The organism is Robbsia andropogonis (assembly GCF_000970345.1).
GTDB lineage: Bacteria > Pseudomonadota > Gammaproteobacteria > Burkholderiales > Burkholderiaceae > Robbsia > Robbsia andropogonis.
In genome coordinates, this window is sequence record NZ_LAQU01000011.1 from 20815 (window position 1) to 42155 (window position 21341).

19 protein-coding genes and 1 pseudogene are annotated in these 21341 nt (G+C 55.0%); 11 read left to right on the forward strand and 9 right to left on the reverse strand.

Annotation, left to right across the window (positions count from 1 at the left end; translation table 11 throughout):
* Positions 1 to 8: 8 nt before the first annotated feature.
* Both WM40_RS12145 and WM40_RS12150 read left to right on the forward strand, forming a co-directional pair.
* Positions 9 to 428, forward strand: coding sequence for a DUF2147 domain-containing protein (locus WM40_RS12145; protein ID WP_024903136.1), 420 nt, complete (start codon positions 9 to 11; stop codon positions 426 to 428).
* Between the two features lie 69 nt (positions 429 to 497).
* Entirely contained in the window at positions 498 to 809 is a 312-nt protein-coding gene (locus WM40_RS12150; protein ID WP_024903137.1) for an SCP2 sterol-binding domain-containing protein, read from the forward strand.
* 171 nt (positions 810 to 980) lie between these two features.
* On the opposite strand, the gene WM40_RS12155 is transcribed toward WM40_RS12150, so the two are convergent.
* From WM40_RS12155 to WM40_RS30100, 9 genes are all read right to left on the reverse strand, one after another.
* Positions 981 to 2618 (reverse strand): FGGY-family carbohydrate kinase, encoded by a 1638-nt coding sequence (locus tag WM40_RS12155; RefSeq protein WP_024903138.1) that lies wholly within the window; start codon positions 2616 to 2618, stop codon positions 981 to 983.
* 4 nt (positions 2619 to 2622) lie between these two features.
* Positions 2623 to 3351, reverse strand: coding sequence for an SDR family oxidoreductase (locus WM40_RS12160; RefSeq protein WP_024903139.1), 729 nt, complete (start codon positions 3349 to 3351; stop codon positions 2623 to 2625).
* 24 nt (positions 3352 to 3375) lie between these two features.
* Positions 3376 to 4629 carry a sugar ABC transporter permease gene (locus WM40_RS12165; RefSeq protein WP_096335555.1) on the reverse strand — a complete coding sequence of 418 codons (1254 nt, stop codon included), beginning with the start codon at positions 4627 to 4629 and terminating at the stop codon, positions 3376 to 3378.
* Positions 4630 to 4631: 2 nt separating this feature from the next.
* A complete protein-coding gene (locus tag WM40_RS12170; RefSeq protein ID WP_236693487.1) occupies positions 4632 to 5474 on the reverse strand; it encodes an ATP-binding cassette domain-containing protein in 843 nt (280 codons plus the stop codon).
* Between the two features lie 66 nt (positions 5475 to 5540).
* A complete protein-coding gene (locus WM40_RS12175; RefSeq protein WP_024903142.1) occupies positions 5541 to 6605 on the reverse strand; it encodes an ABC transporter substrate-binding protein in 1065 nt (354 codons plus the stop codon).
* A gap of 95 nt (positions 6606 to 6700) precedes the next feature.
* The gene (locus WM40_RS12180; RefSeq protein WP_024903143.1) at positions 6701 to 7684 is read right to left on the reverse strand and encodes an AraC family transcriptional regulator; all 984 of its coding nucleotides are present in this window, start codon (positions 7682 to 7684) and stop codon (positions 6701 to 6703) included.
* Between the two features lie 801 nt (positions 7685 to 8485).
* On the reverse strand, positions 8486 to 9544 hold the full coding sequence (locus WM40_RS12185) for a sigma-54 interaction domain-containing protein (RefSeq protein ID WP_024903144.1): 1059 nt from the start codon (positions 9542 to 9544) through the stop codon (positions 8486 to 8488).
* 74 nt (positions 9545 to 9618) lie between these two features.
* Positions 9619 to 10800, reverse strand: coding sequence for an acyl-CoA dehydrogenase family protein (locus tag WM40_RS12190; protein WP_046152989.1), 1182 nt, complete (start codon positions 10798 to 10800; stop codon positions 9619 to 9621).
* The gene (locus WM40_RS30100; RefSeq protein WP_157685780.1) at positions 10766 to 11155 is read right to left on the reverse strand and encodes a hypothetical protein; all 390 of its coding nucleotides are present in this window, start codon (positions 11153 to 11155) and stop codon (positions 10766 to 10768) included. The genes WM40_RS12190 and WM40_RS30100 overlap by 35 nt, the downstream gene beginning before the upstream one ends.
* A 3-nt stretch (positions 11156 to 11158) precedes the next feature.
* Here WM40_RS30100 and ssuD point away from each other — a divergent pair.
* The 9 genes and pseudogenes from ssuD to WM40_RS12235 all read left to right on the forward strand — a co-directional run bounded on the left by ssuD (position 11159) and on the right by WM40_RS12235 (position 21330).
* Positions 11159 to 12329 (forward strand): annotated as a pseudogene (gene ssuD, locus WM40_RS12195) (FMNH2-dependent alkanesulfonate monooxygenase).
* Positions 12326 to 13522 (forward strand): acyl-CoA dehydrogenase family protein, encoded by a 1197-nt coding sequence (locus WM40_RS12200; RefSeq protein WP_024903147.1) that lies wholly within the window; start codon positions 12326 to 12328, stop codon positions 13520 to 13522. The pseudogene ssuD and the gene WM40_RS12200 overlap by 4 nt, the downstream one beginning before the upstream one ends.
* A gap of 254 nt (positions 13523 to 13776) precedes the next feature.
* The gene (gene sfnG / locus WM40_RS12205) at positions 13777 to 14925 is read left to right on the forward strand and encodes a dimethylsulfone monooxygenase SfnG (protein ID WP_046153015.1); all 1149 of its coding nucleotides are present in this window, start codon (positions 13777 to 13779) and stop codon (positions 14923 to 14925) included.
* Positions 14926 to 14932: 7 nt separating this feature from the next.
* Positions 14933 to 15727 (forward strand): ABC transporter ATP-binding protein, encoded by a 795-nt coding sequence (locus tag WM40_RS12210; protein ID WP_024903149.1) that lies wholly within the window; start codon positions 14933 to 14935, stop codon positions 15725 to 15727.
* 38 nt (positions 15728 to 15765) lie between these two features.
* A complete protein-coding gene (locus WM40_RS12215) occupies positions 15766 to 16647 on the forward strand; it encodes a branched-chain amino acid ABC transporter permease (RefSeq protein ID WP_024903150.1) in 882 nt (293 codons plus the stop codon).
* 8 nt (positions 16648 to 16655) lie between these two features.
* A complete protein-coding gene (locus WM40_RS12220; RefSeq protein WP_082102641.1) occupies positions 16656 to 17729 on the forward strand; it encodes a branched-chain amino acid ABC transporter permease in 1074 nt (357 codons plus the stop codon).
* 194 nt (positions 17730 to 17923) lie between these two features.
* Positions 17924 to 19231, forward strand: coding sequence for an ABC transporter substrate-binding protein (locus WM40_RS12225; protein ID WP_046153017.1), 1308 nt, complete (start codon positions 17924 to 17926; stop codon positions 19229 to 19231).
* 2 nt (positions 19232 to 19233) lie between these two features.
* On the forward strand, positions 19234 to 19995 hold the full coding sequence (locus tag WM40_RS12230) for an ABC transporter ATP-binding protein (protein WP_024903153.1): 762 nt from the start codon (positions 19234 to 19236) through the stop codon (positions 19993 to 19995).
* 90 nt (positions 19996 to 20085) lie between these two features.
* The gene (locus WM40_RS12235) at positions 20086 to 21330 is read left to right on the forward strand and encodes an acyl-CoA dehydrogenase family protein (RefSeq protein WP_046152990.1); all 1245 of its coding nucleotides are present in this window, start codon (positions 20086 to 20088) and stop codon (positions 21328 to 21330) included.
* Positions 21331 to 21341 lie beyond the last annotated feature (11 nt).

A 21341-nucleotide genomic window follows, 5' to 3' on the forward strand; every position in this document is an offset into this window, starting at 1 on the left:
TCTTGCAAATGATGCGATCAATGGTCTTTTTGATGTGTTCCCTGGCAGCGCTCCAATCGGCGGTTGCAGCCACGGCTTCCGACGTCACGGGTCTTTGGCGTTCCGCCGATGGACAAGCAATCATCGAGTTCAAAGCATGCCCTGATGCACCGTCCGCAATATGTGGAACCCTTGTATGGGAGACCACTGCGGATAAAGCCGATACGTCGTGCGGCGTGCATATCGCCAAACTCAAGTCATTTGACGGCGAGGCATGGCGTGATGGTTGGGTATACGATCCACGCAACAATAAGTACTACAAGGGCGTTGTTCGAACGAATGAAAAAGGCTTACTTATACGGGCCTATATTGGTACGGAAATGCTTGGCGAGACTGAACAGTTGACGCGAGAGGCATCCCTTCCAACAGCACCGGTCTGCAAAAAATAGATCTTCAGAAAAAGTGCTTTCGCCATCCCGGTGATCGCCCAGGAATATCTTTATTAACACGGAATAGACATGACGACCAATACCATCATCACCGAGACCATTGCGAAAGTGAAAGCGGCACTCACAGTGAAAACCGCACCGTCGAAGAGTATCAGAATCGATATCAAGGAAATTGGAACGATCTTTGCAAGTGCCGAAAAGGTAGTCGAACAAGATCTGAGTGCAGACACGACACTTACCATTTCAGCTCAGCACTTGCGTGAACTGGCATCGAAACAACTCAATCCGCACATGGCTTTCCTGCAAGGCAAAATCAAGATTAAAGGCGACCCTGCCTACGCCCTGCAATGGCTCCCTATTCTTCAATGGAACGGCGATTGAACATATCGATCTATAAGTACGATAAAGACAATGTTGGTACCTGCTGCCCAGGAAATTGGGGTAGGAGGCCAGCAATATGGCGTCGCACTTTCTGCGAGCCTGACGATAGGCCGAAATCGATGAACGGGGAGCCTTCCGATAACAGTCGCCTGGAAAATCATGTAGTTCACGTTATTGACGAATTTCACTTGCGACGCCTTGCAAGCGTGTGAACGCGTCGAACCGCCGCAGGTGTTGTTCGGCAATATCCCCAGTGGACGGTTCATAATGCCTTTTAACTTTCGCCATCTGACGCATTGCCGAACGTAGATCGCCAAATTGTCCCGCCGCGACCGCCCCCAACATGGCTGCTCCTAGCAGCACCGGCTCATCGGCTTGCGTGGCCAATACCGGCTTTCCCGTGGCATCCGCCAGTAACTGGCGAACCAAATCAAGCCGGCCAGCACCACCACTGATGATGATTCGGTCCACCGGTGCACCGGCCGAAGCTTGTACGTCCATGATTTGACGCAAGCCGTATCCAATGCTGCAAATTCCAGCAATGTAAAGTGCAATCAGGCTATCCAGATCCCGGTCCATACCTAGGCCGGCAATCACCGCTCTTGCGTGAGGATCCGCCATTGGTGCCCGATTTCCCAAAAACTCCGGAACGATATGCAAATCCTTCGCCAACGATACCGTTTCAGATAATCCGCCCGCTGACTCGACCGCAAGCCGCGCCAGCATGCTCATCACGGTGACACCGTCCTTTTCCGCCTGATGCCGTGCCTCAATGTTCGCAGGATGCATCAATAGAAGTTGTTCGATCGCGGCGCCGGCAACGGATTGCCCGCCCTCATTCAGCCAGGTATCTGGCACCATCGCTGAAAAATACGGTCCCCACACACCTGGCACAAAAACCGGCTGCACAGTGGTGGTCATCGTGCAGGATGATGTGCCAAAGACGTAGGCGAGACAAGACTCCGGATCGCCGTCGGCTCCCACCGTACCAATTCCCCCTGCATGCGCGTCTATCGCGCCCGCAGCCACGAATGTGCCGACAGGCAGGCCGAGTGCCTCAGCGGCGTTTTCGGTAAGGCCGTTGCCAAGCGCGGTACCCGGCGCAACCACCTGCTGACCGATGCGCATGAAATCTTCGTCGGCCAAAATGCCAAGTCCGATTGAGCGAAAATAACTTTCATCCCACTTTTTTTCATGCGCTAGATACGTCCATTTGCATGTGACGGTGCAGGTAGAACGAGCGAGACTTCCGCTGGCACGCCAGGTCAGATAATCCGTGAGATCAAAGAACTGCCACGCCGCCGCGAATACGCTTGGCTTATTCTCAAGCAGCCAAAGCAGCTTGGGGGTTTCCATTTCCGGAGAGATCTTGCCGCCGACAAATTTCAATACGTCGTGACCGGTCGCGTTGATCCGTTCCGCTTGATCCACGGCGCGATGGTCCATCCAGACAATAATATCCCGGTTGATATCACCGGATGTGCCCACCGGCATCGACTGTCCTTCGGGCCCTATCACAACAAGAGAACACGTGGCGTCGAAGCTGATTCCCACGATCGCTTCGGGAGCCAGCCGAGCACTGGACAATGCGTCTTTCACAGTCCAGCAGACCGCATTCCAAATTTCCGAACTGGATTGTTCTACAACCGATCCACTTGCCTGGTGCAGGGTAATGTCGTGTTTTGAAAGGGCGATCATTCGCCCCTCAAGATCGAATATCGCGGCGCGGGCACTCCCCGTACCGACATCGACCCCTATGACGTATCGTGTACTCTCGGTCACGGCGGTTGTTGGATGTGTTGGCACCATGATTTCAGAGATCGACGTTATTGGGCAGGATGACGAGATCGCGGATAGTAACGTTGCGAGGTCGGGTCAGCATGAAAAGCACCGCGTCAGCCACTTCCCTGGCCTGCATCAAGCTACCCGAGGCCAATGCCTCGTCCATTTTTTCTTTTGGCCAATCGTCGAGTAATGCGGTGACCACCGGTCCAGGAGCGACGGCCCCAACCCGCACGCCATGCTTCGACAACTGTCGCCGAAGCGTATGAACGAACGCCTGCACGGCGAATTTGGAAGCGGTGTAGACAGGCTCCCACACGACAGGTACGATTCCGGCGATTGAACTGGTAAAGATAATATCGCCCGATTTCTGCGCAACCATATGTGGCAAAACCGCGTGTACAGACCGAAACGCGGCGTTGACATTCAGGTTCAAAACGAGATCCCACTGGTCCGGATTGCCTGTCATCACGTCACCGCCGACATACGCGCCGGCGTTCGCGTGGAAAATATCCAGGCCACCCGCAAGCGCAAGAATGTTCGGCAACAAATTAGATACGGCCTTCGGATTTAACAGGTCAACGACCAACGGTACAGCGCCTGATCCAAGGTCGGCGCAAAGCTGTTTCAGCTTATCCTCTGCCCGATCGATCATCACCACGGTAGCCCCGGCAACCAGAAACGTGCGCGCACATTCCAGACCGATTCCCGATGCCGCACCGGTAATGGCAACGACCTTTCCCTTTAGCGATTCACTCATCTTTAGATTCCGTCGAGCAATGGATTAGGACCGACCGTGAGAAACACGGGATCGCCTGGCAAGCGAATCGACGATCACGGCGATGGCGAGCACGGCACCCGTAATCATGAAGCGTAGAGAAGAAGAGAGATTCAATAAGGTTAGGCCACTAGCGATAGATTGAATGACGATGATCCCGAGAACCGCCGAGTATGCGCTACCTCGTCCGCCGAAAAGACTGGTTCCGCCAATGACTGCCGCCGCGATGGCGTTCAGGTTGACATCCCCGCTTCCTGCCTGCTGACTCGCGGATGCGAGGCGCGCGGCCGTCAGTACCCCGCCGAGCGCAGCTAAACTGGCGCATAGCACAAAAGCACTCGTATAGATCGCACGGACATTGATGCCGGCACGTCGTGCTGCTTCATGGTTACCCCCTACCGCGTTTATCGATCGTCCCCAGCGCGTTCTGGTCAATGCGTATTGCATGATGACGGACAAACCGAGAAACAGACCAAACATCAACGGTATGCCACGACCTCTGTTCAAATAAAGTACGAATACTTCGAGCAATACCGTTATTGCCAGGCTGCGCACGATCAGCGCGTTCACCGAAGGCGCTGAAAGATGCATCGTGCGTCGGCGTCTTCCGTTCTGGATGCCTATCGTCAATATCACGGCGCCGGGTACTAACGCCAGTAAATGCGATATGGGCGCCGGGATGACAATCAACTGTCCCAGACTCACGAGGGCCGAGTCATAGGGCAGATTGATGGATCCGCTGGTCCCCAGTACGTAGAGTTGTAGTCCCAAGAGCGCCAGCAAGCCCGATAGCGTCGCGACGAAACTCGGCATGCCCAGCCGATTGAACAGCACCGCGTAAAGTGCACCTACAATGGCGCCAACGGCCACAGCGGTGGCGATTGCGAGCAAGACGGGCCAACCTTGGTTGACCCAGAGTACGCCGACCAATGCCGATGCAAAGCCGCTGATGGAACCTACTGAAAGATCGATCTGCCCGACCATCAGTACGCAGACAATCCCCAGGGAGATGACCCCTACGGTAGAACAGTCAAACAACAGATTGACCAGATTGTCTGCCGATAAGAAGACTGGATTGAGAGCAGTGAATACAGACCAGATAATGATCAGTCCCACCACTACCGGCAACGAACCCAGGTCCCCAGATCTCACACGACCAAGGAAAGCGAGCACGGTGCTCTTGATACCACTGGCGTGCTTTACGCGGACATCACTACGATCGAGGAGTGGTGGGGGTGTAATGTGATTTTCATTGCTCATGGTCATCCCTTTGCCGTAGCGCTCTGTTCGGCTTGTTCCGGCGCGGCTTGACGTCGACCCGCACGACGCGACACGGCATTTTCGGTGGCGCCTGTAATAGCCGCCACCAACTCTTGATTTGATGAGTCTGGATAAAAGACGCCGTTGTTGCGCCCAAGCCGCAGCACCACGATACGGTCCGCCACCGCGCGGACGTCTTCCATGTTATGGCTGATCATAATCACGGCATGTCCACGATCACGCACCCGTTCGATCAGATTCAGCACTTCAGCAGTCTGAGCCACCCCCAAGGCAGCGGTCGGCTCGTCAAGCATGATCAGCTTCGGGTCCAGCAGTAGTGAACGAGCGATGGCAACGGTTTGCCGCTGGCCGCCCGATAGTGATGCAACAACATCTCGTACGCTAGGGATACGCGCAGATAACTCATTGAGCAGGGTCCAGGCGCGTACTTCCATCGCGACTTCGTCAAGCCGAAGCGCATTCAGCTCTCGCCCTAAATAGATATTCGCAACCACATCAAGGTTTTCACATAATGCCAAATCTTGAAACACCGTTGCGATTCCCAAATCAAGCGCAGCTCCTGGCGTGGATAACGTTATCTCTTTTCCCCCGAAACGAATCGTACCGGAGGTTGGCTGATGAACACCCGCGAGAATTTTGACCAACGTGGATTTACCCGCGCCATTGTCGCCGACCAATGCCACTACTTCACCAGCGTGGACGTCCAGGTCGATATCGGTAAGTGCGGATACTGCTCCAAAATTTTTTGAAACGCCACGCAAGCTCAGTACAGGCTGCGTGGTGCCTAATGGATTTAACGTATCAGTCATAGGACGGAATCTCATTGTGCGGAAGGTGCAGCCGAATATAGGCGGCTGTCTTCCGCGTTCCTGTAGGCGATGCGCCTAAAATCAGTGAGTGATTCCCAGGCTTGCGCATCCGGCCGCATAGCGCCCCGTGCACAGCTCTTTCGCCGTTGCAAAACCCTTATCCACCACTTCGGCTTTCAGATTCTTTGCCGTGATGACACTTGGCGTAAAGAGCTGCGAAGGCGTCTTAAAAAGCGTCGTCTCCGCTTTTGGCGTTTCTCCGGAAAGATACGCTACGGCGACTTTCGCAGCGGCAGCTGCCACAATCTCACTCGGCTTTAGAATGGTATTGTATTGATCGCCGGAGATAATCAATTGCAAACCAGCTAGTGTCGCGTCGTTGCCTGTCACAGGAGGTACCGGGCTTACGCCCGCGGCCTTGAATGCTGCAACCGCCCCACCCGCCGTGCCGTCATTTGCCGCAACGACCCCTACAATCTGCGATCCAAATCGTGTGATTTGTCCGCTAACCCACTGCTGGGCTTTTGGCGGAGCCCATTCGGGGGTATCGTACTCCGCCAGGGTTTTATAGCCACTCGCTTCCAAGCCGGCGTGCATGCCCTTTTTTATCAGTCCAGCGGCAGCATCCGTCGGAGATCCATTTACCGCAAGGATTCCTCCTTTGCTCGTAGCCACTCCTGTATCTTTCAAATGTTGCACGAGCGACTGAGAAATCAGCTTGCCAATGCCTTCGTTGTCGAAAGAAATATAGTAATTCGCTGGCGTAGTTGGCACTGGCCGATCATAGGCGATGACCTTGATGCCTTGTGCTTGAGCCATACGTACCAACGATGCCGCCGCTGTAGAGTCCACGGGATCGAGGACAATCACTTTAGCGCCTTGCGAAATCACTGAATTGAACTGTTGTTGCTGTTGTGCCACGTCCGCGTTGGCATTCTGATATAGCACCTTGCACGCGGGACAAAGTTTTGACATCTCTGCTTTGAAACCCGGGAAATCGTGTTGCTCGTAACGCGTGGAGGCTTGATCTGGCATCAGAAATGCCACCGTTCCGCTTGGCGCCGCCTGCGCCACCGTACCGCCGACAAGACTTAACGTCAGGCTCAGGGTCCGGACCGCATTCAAGCGATTGAACAATCTTTTCATTTTTGTGTCTCCTTTCTTCTTGGAAATCCCAGCGTTTACCGCCGTGGTTCATTAGATGGTTCCAACAGCGATGCCTCTCCGTCTTTACGCGCTACTCAAATCAGTTCTGCGTTTTCATGCGTGGCGTGTGTAGATGCCTCCTGATCAAGTTTGTTTAACAAGCACTGCGCACGCCACCGGGACGGAGACATGCCCTGCAACAGGAGAAATTGCCGGTTAAAGTTCGATAGATTATTAAAACCGACCTTGAAGCAGATATCGGTAATGGAAAGCTCGCCCGCCATGACTAATTGACACGCGAGATTGATACGTAAGCGATTGATATATTGGACGAACGAGACGCCGGTATGTCGCCGGAAGTATCGAGAGAATGCGCTGGGGCTTTGTCCCGTGAGTTCGGCGAACTCCGTTTCGCGCATCTCTTGCGAGATATTCCTTGCAATATAAGACAGCACATTATTGATACGCGCTCGCGCTTGCTGCGAAGCGTCGGCGCGGTAAACGGTGCTTGCCAACTGAATGCGCTCCGCGCTTCGGGCGAGCAGGTCAAGTAATGTCACAAACAAGCTGATCCGCAAAGGTCCTTTTGCTTGCAACAGCTTACGGAAGATGGGCTCGGCCAACGCGCCGGTCCGAGCCGAAAATAGCACTCCACGCCGTGACGCATCCAATAAAGGCTCGACACTCGCTAACTCCGGGAATACGCCAATAGCTTCTGAAATAAATTGTGCATCGAATTGCAATACGAGAGATCGTTCGTCAACGTCACAGCCTCCAGGCACACTGCTTACCCAATTGTGCGGGAGATGCATTCCAGTCATCACGAGGTTACCTGGCACGAAGTCCCCAATATAATCGCCGACAAAATATTTTCCCGATGTCTCAGTGATCAAATGAATTTCGTATTCCGGGTGGCAATGCCAGCGCACTGTACGATATGGATAACCATGTGACCAAACCTTGAAAGACTCGTTGCGTGGCACCTCGACCAATTCGATGTCCGGCTGAACGCCATGGCTGTCCTGGCCATCCGAAATGGCATGATGTCCGCTGGTATCGATAGTGCCTGAACGCGTCATTTTTCCTCCTGCCGACCTACCCCTCTGTCTTTTTGCACTCTAATAGACCACATTACATGCAACGATACAGCAAAATTACCTCTTTTATCGGTTATCAACTACTTAAAAATGAAGCGTCGACCGATACTTTTTTGCATCAGGGTTAATACTTATCTAACCGGACTGCGGGCAGTCCGTACTGATCGCATGCTGTTGAAGCGTGGTCGGTGCGTCCACGTTTGAAAAAGACACGTGATAAGTATAGGTAGCGTTATCTTTTCGCCATCCATCCACGCATTGCCTGCCCGTGCCATTGCGACCATCGGCCGATAAAGCGACAAGCCGCGGCAAGTAGCATCTCGACGGTTGTTGAATCAACCTTGTCCGCCGGCGATGTGAGAGGTCCATCTGACACGGTTGCTTCTCTGCTTCTGAAGAAGCAACCGGTCAGTAACGATGCCTCCTTTATTTCATACTTAAAAGACCTAAGTATCTTCGAAAAGATACGAATGTAAGCGGTTTTAAGGAAACCCTTTTAGAACAGCACAGGCGTTTCGATTGCTTTCTCTGCCCGAAGGTAACTATCGCTTATCGCTTACGCGCATCGGTGCTTGGCATGCAATTCGCCTTAACGAGACCGAGAGCACCGGATTTCCTTGCACCGACACGGCCATATATACAGGCGTCACACGGTGTTTTTATTCCGTCAACGATACACTCCTGATCTATTCACAATAACCATTGGTTACTTGCTGAAACGTTTCCAACCCTTGTTCTGCCATATTGGCGCCGAAGCGTCACAGCGCGATCGCAATGAGAATGCTATTTGAGCGCGGAAATTTCTCTTGCGCGTATCAGTCGTGCGCGAAGTACGTTTCTGCTGATGCCAAGTAACTTTGCCGTCTGGATTTGGTTTCGGTGACAGAAGTCAAAAGCTACACGAAATACCGTGCCTTCGATGTTCTCCAACACGTGCTCACCGCCAGCGCTATAAATAGCGCGCAGCACGTCCTCCAGGCGTGTCGTATCCGACACGATGGAAACATGCGACGTAGTGATCGGCGCTGGCCGCATATCGATCGTGGACAGCGGAAGGTCACCCTCACGCAAAAGATCTCCTCGGCTGACCAGCAACCCATGATGGATCGCATTTTCCAGCTCACGAATGTTCCCTGGCCAGCCGTATTCGCAGAGCTTGCGCTGCGCTTCGGCGTGTATGGTCACCGGCCCATAGCCCAGGCGGGCGCGATATTCTTCAACGAAATGGCGTGCCAGCGGCAGGATATCGCCCGGTCGTTCCTTCAGAGTGGGCACCGCGAGCGGCACGACATTCAGTCGATAGAAAAGGTCTTCCCGGAAATTGCCTGCAGCTACCGCCGCTTGCAAGCGAACGTTGGTGGCTGCCAGCACACGCACATTGATCGGTATGCTTTGACGTGAGCCGAGGCGGACAATCTCACGCTCTTGCAAGACCCGTAGCAATTTCACCTGGATCGGCATCGGCAGATCCCCCACCTCGTCCAGGAACAATGTGCCGCCATTCGCCGCTTCGAACCACCCCGGCTTCGCGGAAAATGCTCCTGTAAACGAACCCTTCTCATGCCCGAAGAGTTCGCTTTCGACCAGTGTTTCGGAAAAGGCGCCACAGTTCACGGCCAAAAAAGGGCCACCGCGGCGGTGACTCAGATCATGGACATGCCGCGCGACCAGTTCCTTGCCCGTGCCCGTTTCCCCGGTAATGAGCACATTGGCGTCACTTGGTGCGATCAGTTCGATACGTTCAAGCAAGGCGCGCGACCGTGGATCGACGAATACCTGGGCCGAGGCCCTCACCGACTTCGTCAATGCCCTTGGATTTGGTAATTGATAAAGCGGAGGCATATCCCCCTGTCCAGAATGCTCGGCGGCCGGTCCTCTCTCCGCGCCGCGACGTCTGCTGTTTTCCGAAAGAATGGTCATGAGTAGAAGCTCGGCGTCGGATATTGGCTTTTGAGCGCCCACTCGCCCAGTTCCTTGATTTTGTAGGCGAGTGGATCGTGTAAGGTGTGAGTACGGATATTGCGCCAATGACGGTCAAGGCGAAGACCACCATGCGTCGCGCGTGCTCCGGTGACGTCGAACATCCGGCTGCAGATGTTCAGTCCGGTTTCGCTGGCGGCAACCTTGGCACAGGCAGCAGCAAGTGCAACCTCGCCACGCTGTGCCTTCGTCAGCCCGGCGCCAATCAACCAGGCCTCGTCAAGTTTGTCTGCTGCGCGGTCGCTCAGCGCGCGCGCACTTTCTAGTGCGACCCAGAATTCGCCGTATTGCGACAGTATTAGTGGATCGTCCGAAGTCGTGTCGACACCGGCGGTATGCCACGGACGCGACTCTTTCAAGGTGTAATGTTTTGCATCATCGAAAGCGCCCTCCGCGATGCCGAGAAACACGTTGGTCAATACCAACTGCGCAATGATAGGCCGCAAACAGGCAAACGGCGTTGACAGCGGGCCGGGGTCGCGCAATAACTCATGCCCCTCGACGCGGACTTTATGGAAAGCAACGGTGCCGGAGTCCGTCTGCCGCTGACCCATGTTGTTCCAATCCGACGATATTTCGATACCCGTTCGCGCGCTCGGCAATGTCCCAATCAGAAGCTCGGTACCTTTCACGTCATAGGCCGAAGCAATCATCATTTCGGAATCCAAGGCTCCCGAACAGAAGCTTTTCGGACCGGAAAACTCGTACCAGTTGCCACACCGTGTCGCTATGGTTCGACGGTCCAGAGGATTCAGCGCGTTGCCCCAGAACCAGCGACGTTGCGCAGTTTGCTCATACCACGACCCCCATTGCGCTTCATTGCCGAACAGCCGGACCGTGGCAAGCATCAGATGATGAAAGCCGAAAACATGCGCCACGGAGCTGTCCACGCTGGCCAGTATCCTCACCGCATTCAGCGTTTGGCGCCAGCCCAGGCCGTCCCCACCGAATGAGCGGGGAATGCTCATGGCCAGTAACCCACTTTCACGCAAGGCGTCGCGTTGGGCTTTCGGCGTGCCGCCACATTCATCACGCTCTACCGCGCTGGCCGCAAACAGCGCCGCCATGTCGGCAACGCGCGCTTCAATCGGCTTTTCCAACAACGTCTGGTTCGACATCAGGCTTTTTAATAGGATGGGGTTGCGCTGTGGCCATGGGGAATCCGGCAAAGCAGCAAGGTCGCACACGACGATGCTGCCATGGCAGCAACATCACCTCGTGCTTCTTCAGCAGCATGCTGCTTGAATTCACGTCATATGCCAAACAACCTTTTTCGCTAAGGAAAGATGCGTTGCTGATGTAACAGCACGCTGCACAGCACCACTGCTGCTCATGACGCATCTGGGATGCGACTACTGCTGATAACGCAGCAGAACGTTTTGCAAAGACCTCGTATCTGCCTGTTTTTATCGGCGCATAGGATTGTTGGCACATTCCATGCGTTGTCGGCACCGCGATTCCTAACGAGAGCATGCAATGAATCTTTTCTGGTTTCTTCCGACGCATGGCGACAGCCGTTACCTCGGCACATCGCATGGCGCGCGTGCGGTCAGTCTTCCCTACCTGAAGCAGGTGGCCGAGGCTGCCGACGAACTGGGCTATGAAGGTGTGTTGATTCCCACCGGACGATCTTGCGAGGATTCCTGGGTAACGGCGGCGTCATTAATCGCGAGTACGCAACACCTCAAATTTCTTGTCGCGATACGCCCTGGCGTCGTCTCGCCGACCGTCGCGGCCAGACAGGCGGCCACACTGGATCGCTATTCCAATGGGCGGTTGTTGATCAATGTCGTCACCGGTGGCGACCCCGACGAACAGCACGGTGACGGCAATTTCCTTGACCATGCACAACGGTACGAGCTCACCGACGAATTTCTGCGCATTTGGCGTGGTGTGGCAGCGGGCGAGGTCGTCAACTACGCAGGCAAGCATTTACGAGTTGAGAATGCCAAAGCGCTATATCCGCCCGTACAGCGGCCTTACCCGCCTTTATGGTTTGGAGGGTCATCCGAACCTGCCATCGAACTGGCCGGAGAACAAGTGGATGTCTATCTAACATGGGGTGAACCACCCGCCGCGGTTGCGGACAAGATCGCGCTCGCCCGTGCCTCCGCGGCGCGTCATGGCCGCACCTTGCGTTTTGGCATTCGTCTGCATGTGATTGTGCGTGAAACCAGCGACGCCGCGTGGCAGGCAGCCAAGGAATTGATCAGCCATGCCAGCGAGGAAACGATCAACGCGGCGCAGACCGCCTTTGCACGCTTTGACTCGGTGGGCCAACGTCGGATGTCTGCGCTTCACAATGGCAAGACCGACAAGCTTGAGATCTCGCCGAACCTCTGGGCGGGTGTTGGATTGGTGCGCGGGGGGCGCGGGCACGGCACTAGTCGGTGACCCGCACGAAGTGGCCGCACGGATCAAGGAATATGCGGCGCTAGGCGTCGAAACGTTCATCTTTTCCGGTTACCCCCATCTGGAGGAAGCATACCGGGTCGCCGAACTGCTGTTTCCGCTACTGCCGCTGAATCACAAGCGACGAGATCAGCACTTCAACCTCACCGGTCCTTTTGGCGAGATGATCGGCAATGATATCGTCCCACCACCGAAATCACCGCGCCACGCATCCATCGCGGAGATACGCTCATGACACAGACCACCGTATCGGCATGGCAAGGACGGGTCGATGAGATTGCCCGCGCCCTGGCTGCTACCGCGAGGGAGCGCGATATTGCAGGCGGGACGGCGAAATACGAGCGTGATCTTTTACGGCAAAGCGATCTCTTGACCCTCAGTATTCCAACGTCCCTGGGTGGGATCGGTGCTGACTGGACAAGCGTCTTGTCTGTGGTGCGGTGCCTTGCCCGCGTCGATAGCGCACTTGCGCATTTGTTCGGCTTCCACCATCTACAACTGGCCACCACGCAGCTATTTGGAACCCCGACGCAATGGGCGTCATGGTTCGAGCAAACCGTCGAGCACCGGTGGTTTTGGGGAAATGCGCTTAATCCCCTCGACAAGGGTACGGCGGCAACCTTTGTCGAGGGGAATGCCGCCACGCGGGACGCGCCGCATTATTTTTTTTCCGGCATCAAGCGTTTTTGCTCTGGCGCGACCGATTCCGACCGGCTGCTGGCTTCCGCCTTCGACGACGATGGTCGCTTGCTGATTGCCGTTCTCCCCACCATGCGCAAAGGGATTACCGTGCAAGGCGACTGGGATAACATCGGCCAACGGCAAACCGATAGCGGTAGCGTTGTATTCGACAAGGTCGAGGTGCTTTCGCACGAATTGTTGCTCGAACCAGGCCCGCTTTCCACACCTTTCGCGACGTTGCGCCCCATTCTGGCGCAGCTCATTTTGGCTAATATATACCTGGGTATCGGTGAAGGCGCTTTAGAAGAGGCGCGCGATTTCACCCGAAGCAGGCAGCGGCCTTGGGTCACGTCGAATGTCACGCGTTGGACACAAGATCCCTATGTGCTAACGCACTTTGGCGATTTCCACGTCGGACTACTCGGTACCCGTGCATTGGCGGACCAAGCTGCAAATGCATTTGATCTCGCCTGGACAAAAGGCGCGTCGCTGAACGAGACGGAGCGCGGCGCAACGGCGATTGCCGTCGCCGCGGCAAAAGTCAGTGCAACGCGCGCCGGATTGGATGTGGCAAGCAGGATCTTCGAAGTAACCGGCCCGAGCGCCACGACCAACGCATTACGCATGGACCGGTTCTGGCGCAATATTCGCGTTCACTCACTACATGATCCGCTCGACTACAAAGTCCGAGAGCTTGGTGAATGGACGTTGAACGGCACGTATCCGACGCCAGGATTCTATTCGTAATCCCTTATATAAATTAAAATAATAAGAAAGGCAGAACTGCTGTTTTTCCAACAGTACATCAGCAGTACTGCTTTAAAAAAGCATCTATGAAAAATATAAGCTTTCTCGTTATTCGCAGTCTTTTCGGTCCAAGTCCGTTATACCTGATGGGCGGACCATTCTGGTAACGAAAAGGCACACTTGGCACGGTATTCGCAAAGGTTTCGCAGCACGCGTATTCCGGGCATCCTCCTCTTCTCTGAGTGATCATTGCAATGACCGAACAAACTACCTCATACCACAACGTCAAAACGTCGAAACAAGCTGATCCGCTAAAATTTGCCTATTGGGTGCCGAACGTCAGCGGTGGCCTGGTTGTCAGCAAAATCCCGCAACGTACCGAGTGGACGCTCGACTACAACCAGAGGCTGGCCCAAACAGCTGAAAAAGCCGGCTTCGAATATGGACTTACACAAATCCGATTCACTGCCGGTTACGGTGCAGAGTATCAGCATGAGTCGGTATCGTTCAGTCAGGCCTTGTTGCACGCGACGACCAAGCTCAAGGTACTTGCAGCAATCTTGCCGGGGCCTTGGCATCCCGTCGTGGTGGCAAAGCAATTAGCCACGATCGATCATCTAACGAATGGCCGCATTGGCATCAATGTCGTCAGCGGGTGGTTCAAAGGCGAATTTACCGCCATAGGCGAGCCTTGGCTGGAACACGACGAACGCTACCGCCGATCGCATGAATTCATTCAATGTTTAAAAGGCATCTGGACACAAGACAACTTTACGTTCAGAGGGGATTTCTATCGTTTCAATAGCTATACCTTGAGTCCAAAGCCGCTGCAGAAGCCTCATCCCGAGATATTCCAAGGTGGAAGTTCGCGCGCTGCGCGCGATAACGCGGCCAGCGTTTCGGACTGGTACTTTACGAACGGCAACACACCAGAGGCACTCAAAAAACAGATCGACGACATCCGAACAAAAGCGGCAAGGAATGGCCACACCGTGCGCATCGGTGTAAATGCCTTCATCATTGCCCGCGACACGGAAGAAGAAGCCAAGGCCGTTCTGCAGGACATTATCAACCATGCACACGTCGAAGCAGTTCATGCTTTTGGCGATGCGGCGAAACAAGCTGGACGCGCTTCGCCCGAGGGTGAAGGCAATTGGGCAGCGTCAACGTTTGAAGACCTGGTGCAGTACAACGATGGCTTCCGGACCAACCTCATCGGGACACCGCAACAGATCGCTGAGCGCATCGTTGCATTGAAAGCAATCGGCGTCGACTTGGTCTTGTCCGCGTTCCTGCATTTCATCGAGGAAGTGGAATACTTTGGTGAAAAAGTGCTACCGCTGGTGCGCGCATTGGAACAAGAACGAACGCAAGTGCGCGATGCAATCGACCAGGTTGCGTGAGCCATTCATGTCCGCCGCCCTCGCTATCCCCGACGCGCTACTGAAGCTGGACCATATCTCATTGGTTTTTGGTGGCGTCCAGGCGATCAACGATATTAGTTTCGCCGTCGCCAGCAATGAGATATGTGCGTTGATCGGTCCAAACGGTGCAGGAAAAAGCTCCCTGCTGAATGTGATAAATGGTGTCTATCGTCCTCAAACAGGTGAGATCCACTTTGATCGCGCGCCGTATCATCGAATCACCCCGTATCGTGCGGCCTCGTTGGGAATATCACGGACCTTTCAAAACATCGCGCTATTCAAGAAATTGAGTGTGCTGGATAACGTGCTGACCGGACGGACACGCCATCGATCCAGTACGTGGCTCGAACAGGCACTGCATGTGGGGCGCGCTGCAGAAGACGATCGCAGACAGCGAGAGCACGCGGAAGTCGTGATCTCCGCGCTTGAACTGCAAGCTTATCGACATCGCATCGTCTCTACGCTGTCATATGGCCTTCAAAAACGCGTCGAACTGGCACGCGCCTTGGCATCGGAACCGCGTTTGTTGCTGTTAGACGAACCTATGGCGGGCATGAATGCCGATGAAAAGCAGGATATGACTCGTTATATCGTTGATGCGAAACGTCAATTTGGCCTGTCCGTTGTGTTGATCGAGCATGATATCGGCGTTGTGATGTCACTCGCCGATCATGTGGTCGTTCTTGACTACGGCAAGAAAATTGCGGATGGCCTACCGGCCGACGTTCGCATTCATCCAGACGTCATCGCCGCTTATCTGGGGGTACGCCATGCCGCGTGATAAGCACTTGTACATCGGCATGATCACAGAGACGACGCGTGGATTTCTTTTTTGAAGTACTGATAGGCGGGTTATTGTCCGGCGTCATGTATTCGCTTGTCGCTATTGGCTTTGTTCTTGTCTACAAGGCATCTGGGGTCTTCAACTTCTCCCAGGGTGCGTTCGTTCTTTTTGGCGCGCTTACGTTCGTCAGTCTGGTCGAGCGGAATGTGGCACCTTGGCTAGCCTTCCTGCTGACCCTCATCGTGCTGGCAGCAATATCCATTGCCGTCGAACGGATCGTGCTGCGGCCTTTGATAAATCGATCGCCCATGGTCATCTTCATGGCAACGCTTGGATTGAGCTTCATCCTCGAGGGTGGTGCGCAATGGTTGTGGGGCGCGCAAGTGCATGCCCTCGACTTAGGGATTACCGATGTGCCATTGACCATTGGCGGCATCATGGTAAGCCGTTTCGATATCTTTGCGGCGACGGTGGCGATTGCCCTTGTCGTCCTGCTGTCACTGGTCGCGAAGCGGACACGACTCGGGTTGGCGTTGCGCGCCGTTGCTGACGATCCGTTGGCCTCTCTGGCCATTGGCATTCATCTTCCGCGCGTACTCGCCTGCGTGTGGACCATCGCCGGCTTTACCAGTCTCGTTGCCGGTTTATTATGGGGTGCCAGGCTTGGCGTGCAATTCTCCCTGTCACTGGTGGTACTCAAAGCGCTGCCGGTACTGATCATCGGCGGCTTTTCGTCTGTCGGGGGCGCGATTGTTGGCGGGCTGATCGTCGGCGCGCTCGAAAAACTCGCCGAAATTTATCTCGGCCCCCTCATCGGCGGTGGTATTGAAAATTGGTTTCCGTACTTCCTCGCGACGCTCTTCCTACTGGCACGCCCTGACGGCCTGTTCGGTCAACCGCCCGTCCAACGAGTCTGAGTCCGATTATGCCATCCAGGAATTTCATCATTTCAAATGATACGCCATCCTTATCGAAATCTAGAAGAAAGCGATCGCTGTTACTACAACATACGCCGCGCCTAGTACTACTTCTGCTCTTCTTTTTCCTGGTACCGCGTTTTTTCAACGAGTATTGGTTGTCGGCGATACTTACACCGTTTCTCATCCTATCTCTCGCCGGGATGGGTCTGAATCTGCTCACTGGCTATGCCGGGCAATTGTCATTAGGGTCCGCGGCATTCATGGCAATAGGTGCCTATGCTAGCTATAACCTGATTACCCGGCTACCCGGACTTTCGCCGCTGGTCGCGATTGTGCTTGGTGGCGGAATCACTGCGCTTGTGGGGGTCGTTTTCGGTTTGCCAAGCATTCGAATCAAAGGCTTTTATTTGATCGCATCGACGCTCACCGCACAGTTCTTCGTAGAATGGCTGTTGACCAGCATTCCATGGTTTTCACATGACGACAGCTCGGGTGTACTCAGCGCGCCAAATCTTTTGCTGTTCGGCTGGCCGGTTGCTTCGCCTGTTACCCGCTACTTGTTTGCGCTTGGCGTGACCGTCGTCCTGTTCTCGTTTTGCTCGGGGGTCGTCCGGAGTGAGCTCGGACGCCGCTGGATGGCCGTACGCGACATGGATACAGCCGCTGCCATTATTGGTATCCCCATAATACGAAGCAAACTACTGGCTTTTGGCATCAGTTCCTTTGTTCTCGGCATCGCCGGTTCTTTGTGGGCTTTCACCTACCTTGGTACGGTCGAACCACACGGCTTCAGCCTCAACCTGTCATTTCAGATCCTGTTCATCATCATCATCGGTGGCATGGGAAGTATCGCCGGCAGCGTATGGGGTGCCGCTTTTATCGTATCACTACCAATCCTGCTGTCGAACGCCGCCAGCACATTGGCCGGCATCGGCATTGCCGTTGGCGACTTACAAAACATACAACACCTGCTATTCGGCGCTTTAATCATTTTCTTTCTGGTCAAGGAACCTGATGGTCTCGCCTGCATGATGCAGCGTGCACGGCATCGCTTGGCAAGTCTGATCAGACGAACCTGAGAGTCCGGCTCATTTCTCTGACCTTCTTCTTTTTACTTCTTGCTCTATTCCAACTCGCACTACCAAAGGAATTCTGTATGACGACGTCCTCATCCCGGGTACGCATCCGCACGCCGTTCCATCATGCAGCACACAGTGCTGCCGCATGCGCGCGCGCATTACAACGTACACATCGACTGATCCGCGGATTGGCAATGCCCCTTGCACTCGCCGCAGTGCTGACGGTATCCACGACATTGGCGAACGCGAAAGCGGAAGAATACTTCCCGTTGCAGAGTTACCGTGTCGGTCCCTATGCGGCGGGCGGATCGGGTTTCTTCGGGGGATTTATCGACTACATGCAGTTGATCAACAAACGCGACGGCGGCGTTAATGGCGTCAAACTGGTCTGGACTGAATGCGAAACGGAGTACATAGTCGAGAAAGGCGTTGAATGCTATGAGCGCATGAAGCACGGATATCATGGTGCACCCACGGCGGCGACAAACCCGCTATCAGTCGGCATCGCCTATGCAACCATCGATCGCTCTACTGCGGACAAGATCCCGCTGATCACGATCAATCATGGCCGTACCGACTCGACCGATGGCGCAGTGTTTCCTTACGTGTTCCCGCTTCAGTTGAATCCGTATAGCGAAGTCTCTGCGATCATCAATTACATTGGCGAGCGTGCCGGCGGCGACAATCGTTTACAAGGAAAGAAGATCGTCGTGCTATACCACGGCTCGCCCTATGGCCGCGAAACCATTCCAGTGCTGAATCTGCTGGCGAAGAAATACGGCTTTGCGTTGACGCAGATAGAAGTCCCCGATCCGGGCAATGAGCAAGGTTCGCAATGGCTGAACATTCATCGTATCCAGCCCGACTGGGTGATACTGCGGGGCTGGGGCGTCATGAATCCGGTCGCATTGAAGTCCGCGCAGAAGGTAGGCTTCCCGGCAGATCACATCATCGGGAACATCTGGTCGAATTCAGAAGAAGATGTTCGGCCGGCCGGGGATGCCGCCAAAGGCTATATTTCGATCACGACGCATCCGTCCGGAACCGATTTTCCAGTCTTGCAAGCCATAAACCAATACGTGGTCAAACCTGGTGACGGCAATCTTAAAGATTCCAACCGTTTCGGTACGGTGTATTACAACCTGGGTGTCGTGAACGGTATTCTCAATGTCGAAGCGTTGCGTATAGCGCAAGCAAAATATGGCGACAAGCCGCTGACTGGCGAACAAGTTCGCTGGGGGTTCGAACATCTCAACCTCGATAACGCCAGGCTGAAGGCGCTCGGTGCGCTCGGCCTAGTGCAACCTTTGAAGCTGTCATGCTCGGATCACGAAGGTGGCGGCGCCGTCCGATTTCAACAGTGGGACGGTACACATTGGCAAGTCATTAGCGACTGGGTTCAGGCCGACCGCGCTTTGCTCCGGCCTATCATTGAGAAATCCGCAAACGCGTATGCCAAGGAAAAGAGCATCACGCCCCGCGACTGCGATAAGGAGCTTTGACGATGAACACGTCGTCACAGTCCGCCTTACTGGCAGTTGATGATCTTCATGTAACGTACGACGGTATCATTTCCGCCTTGCGAGGCGTGTCGCTTTCTGTCGCCGAGGGTGACATCGCGGCACTTTTGGGGAGTAACGGCGCAGGTAAGTCGACGACGCTAAAAGCCATTTCCCGATTGATCGGGGCGGAACGCGGGGAGATTACCCGCGGCAGCATATGCTATCGCGGCTGCGATCTCGCCCAGACGCCGCCCTGGCGACTTGCTTCGCAGGGTCTCGTGCAGGTACTCGAAGGGCGCCGTTGCTTTACCCATCTGAGCGTCGAGGAAAACTTGCGGCTGGCCGCTTTCGTGCGACGCCCGTCCAACGCCGCGCTGAAACAGGATCTGGAGCGCGTCTACACACTGTTCCCGCGGCTGAAAACCCGTCGTACGGCATTGACTGGACTGACCTCAGGCGGCGAACAGCAGATGGTTGCGATAGGCCGGGCATTGATGGCTCGCCCTACCCTTATCTTGCTGGACGAACCATCCATGGGCCTGGCTCCTCAACTGGTCGAGGAAATTTTCGATGCCATCGCCGCACTGAATCGCGACTCAGGCGTCAGTTTCCTGCTGGCCGAGCAGAATTCGGCGTTGGCCTTGCGGTTCGCGCGATATGCCTACGTACTCGAGAACGGACGCGTTGTCGCAAGTGGAAATGCTGATGTGCTGGGTACCCTAGACCAACTGCATGCAGCCTATCTTGGCACCGAGACCGGATAAATTTCGAAACCTGTTCCTCACGTTGTCTGGGCGTACATGATCCGATGGGAGCATTACTCCGGACGATTAGATATTAATGAGATAAGAGTTATGACACACCACATCGACAAGCAGCACACCATTCCAGCGAGCCTATCCCGGGGTACAGACTACGAAGCACTCGCGGCCCACTTTCGACCGATCTTCGCGCGTATTGCCGAAGGCGCGCTAGATCGGGAACGTCGCCGCGCCTTGCCTCATGAGCCGATCGAATGGTTGAAAGCGGCGGGCTTCGGTGCGGTGCGCGTGCCGGTAGAAGCGGGCGGGCGCGGTGCATCGTTGCCGCAGCTCGTGCAACTGTTGATTGAATTGGCCGAAGCCGACGCTAGCCTGCCACAAGCACTGCGCGGACATTTCGCTTTTGTAGAAGATTGCTTGAATGCCGCGCCTAGCCCCAATCGTAGTACGTGGTTCGATCGCTTCGTTTCCGGTGACCTCGTTGGCAACGCCTGGACAGAAGTTGGTGACGTCAAAATCGGTGATGTGATCACACGCGTCAAGCGGCAAGGCGATCGCTGGGTCGTGAATGGGAAAAAGTACTACAGTACCGGCAGTATCTTTGCGGACTGGATAGATGTGTACGCACAGCGCGATATCGACGGCGTCGACGTCATCGCGGTGGTCAATACCCATCAACCAGGGGTCAAGCAAACGGATGACTGGAATGGTTTCGGGCAGCGTACCACCGGTAGCGGCACGTCGGAATTTGTCGATGCGGTCGTCGAGACGGAAAACGTGATCGATTTCTCCACGCGTTTCCAGTACCAGACGGCATTGTATCAATTGGTTCTGCTGGCAGTCCTCGCCGGTACCGGACGCGCAGCGCTGCGGGACATTGCCGCCGAGGTTGCGAAACGTGACCGAGTGTACAGCCATGGCAATGCCGCGACTGTGAAGCAAGACGCACAGGTGCTTCAAGTGGTCGGGCAGGTGGCAGCTCAGGTGTATGCTGCCGAGGCCGCAACGATCCGCGCGGCGGAACCAGCGCAACGCGCATATGAGGCCCGCTTTGGCCACGATGCGGCAAAGGAAGAAACGGCCAATATTGCCGCGGAAATCGAGTCGGCGAAAGCACAAGTGATCGTGACCGAACTGATCCTTCAAGCCAGTACCGCGCTATTTGACGCATTGGGCGCCTCGGGGGTAAGCGAACAGAAGCTACTCGACCGACACTGGCGCAATGCGAGAACGGTGTCATCCCATAATCCACGTATCTACAAGCAACGCATCGTTGGTGACTGGGAGGTTAACCGTACGCCGCCGCCATATATCTGGCAGATCGGTGGCGTGCGCTGAAAAGGGCCGAG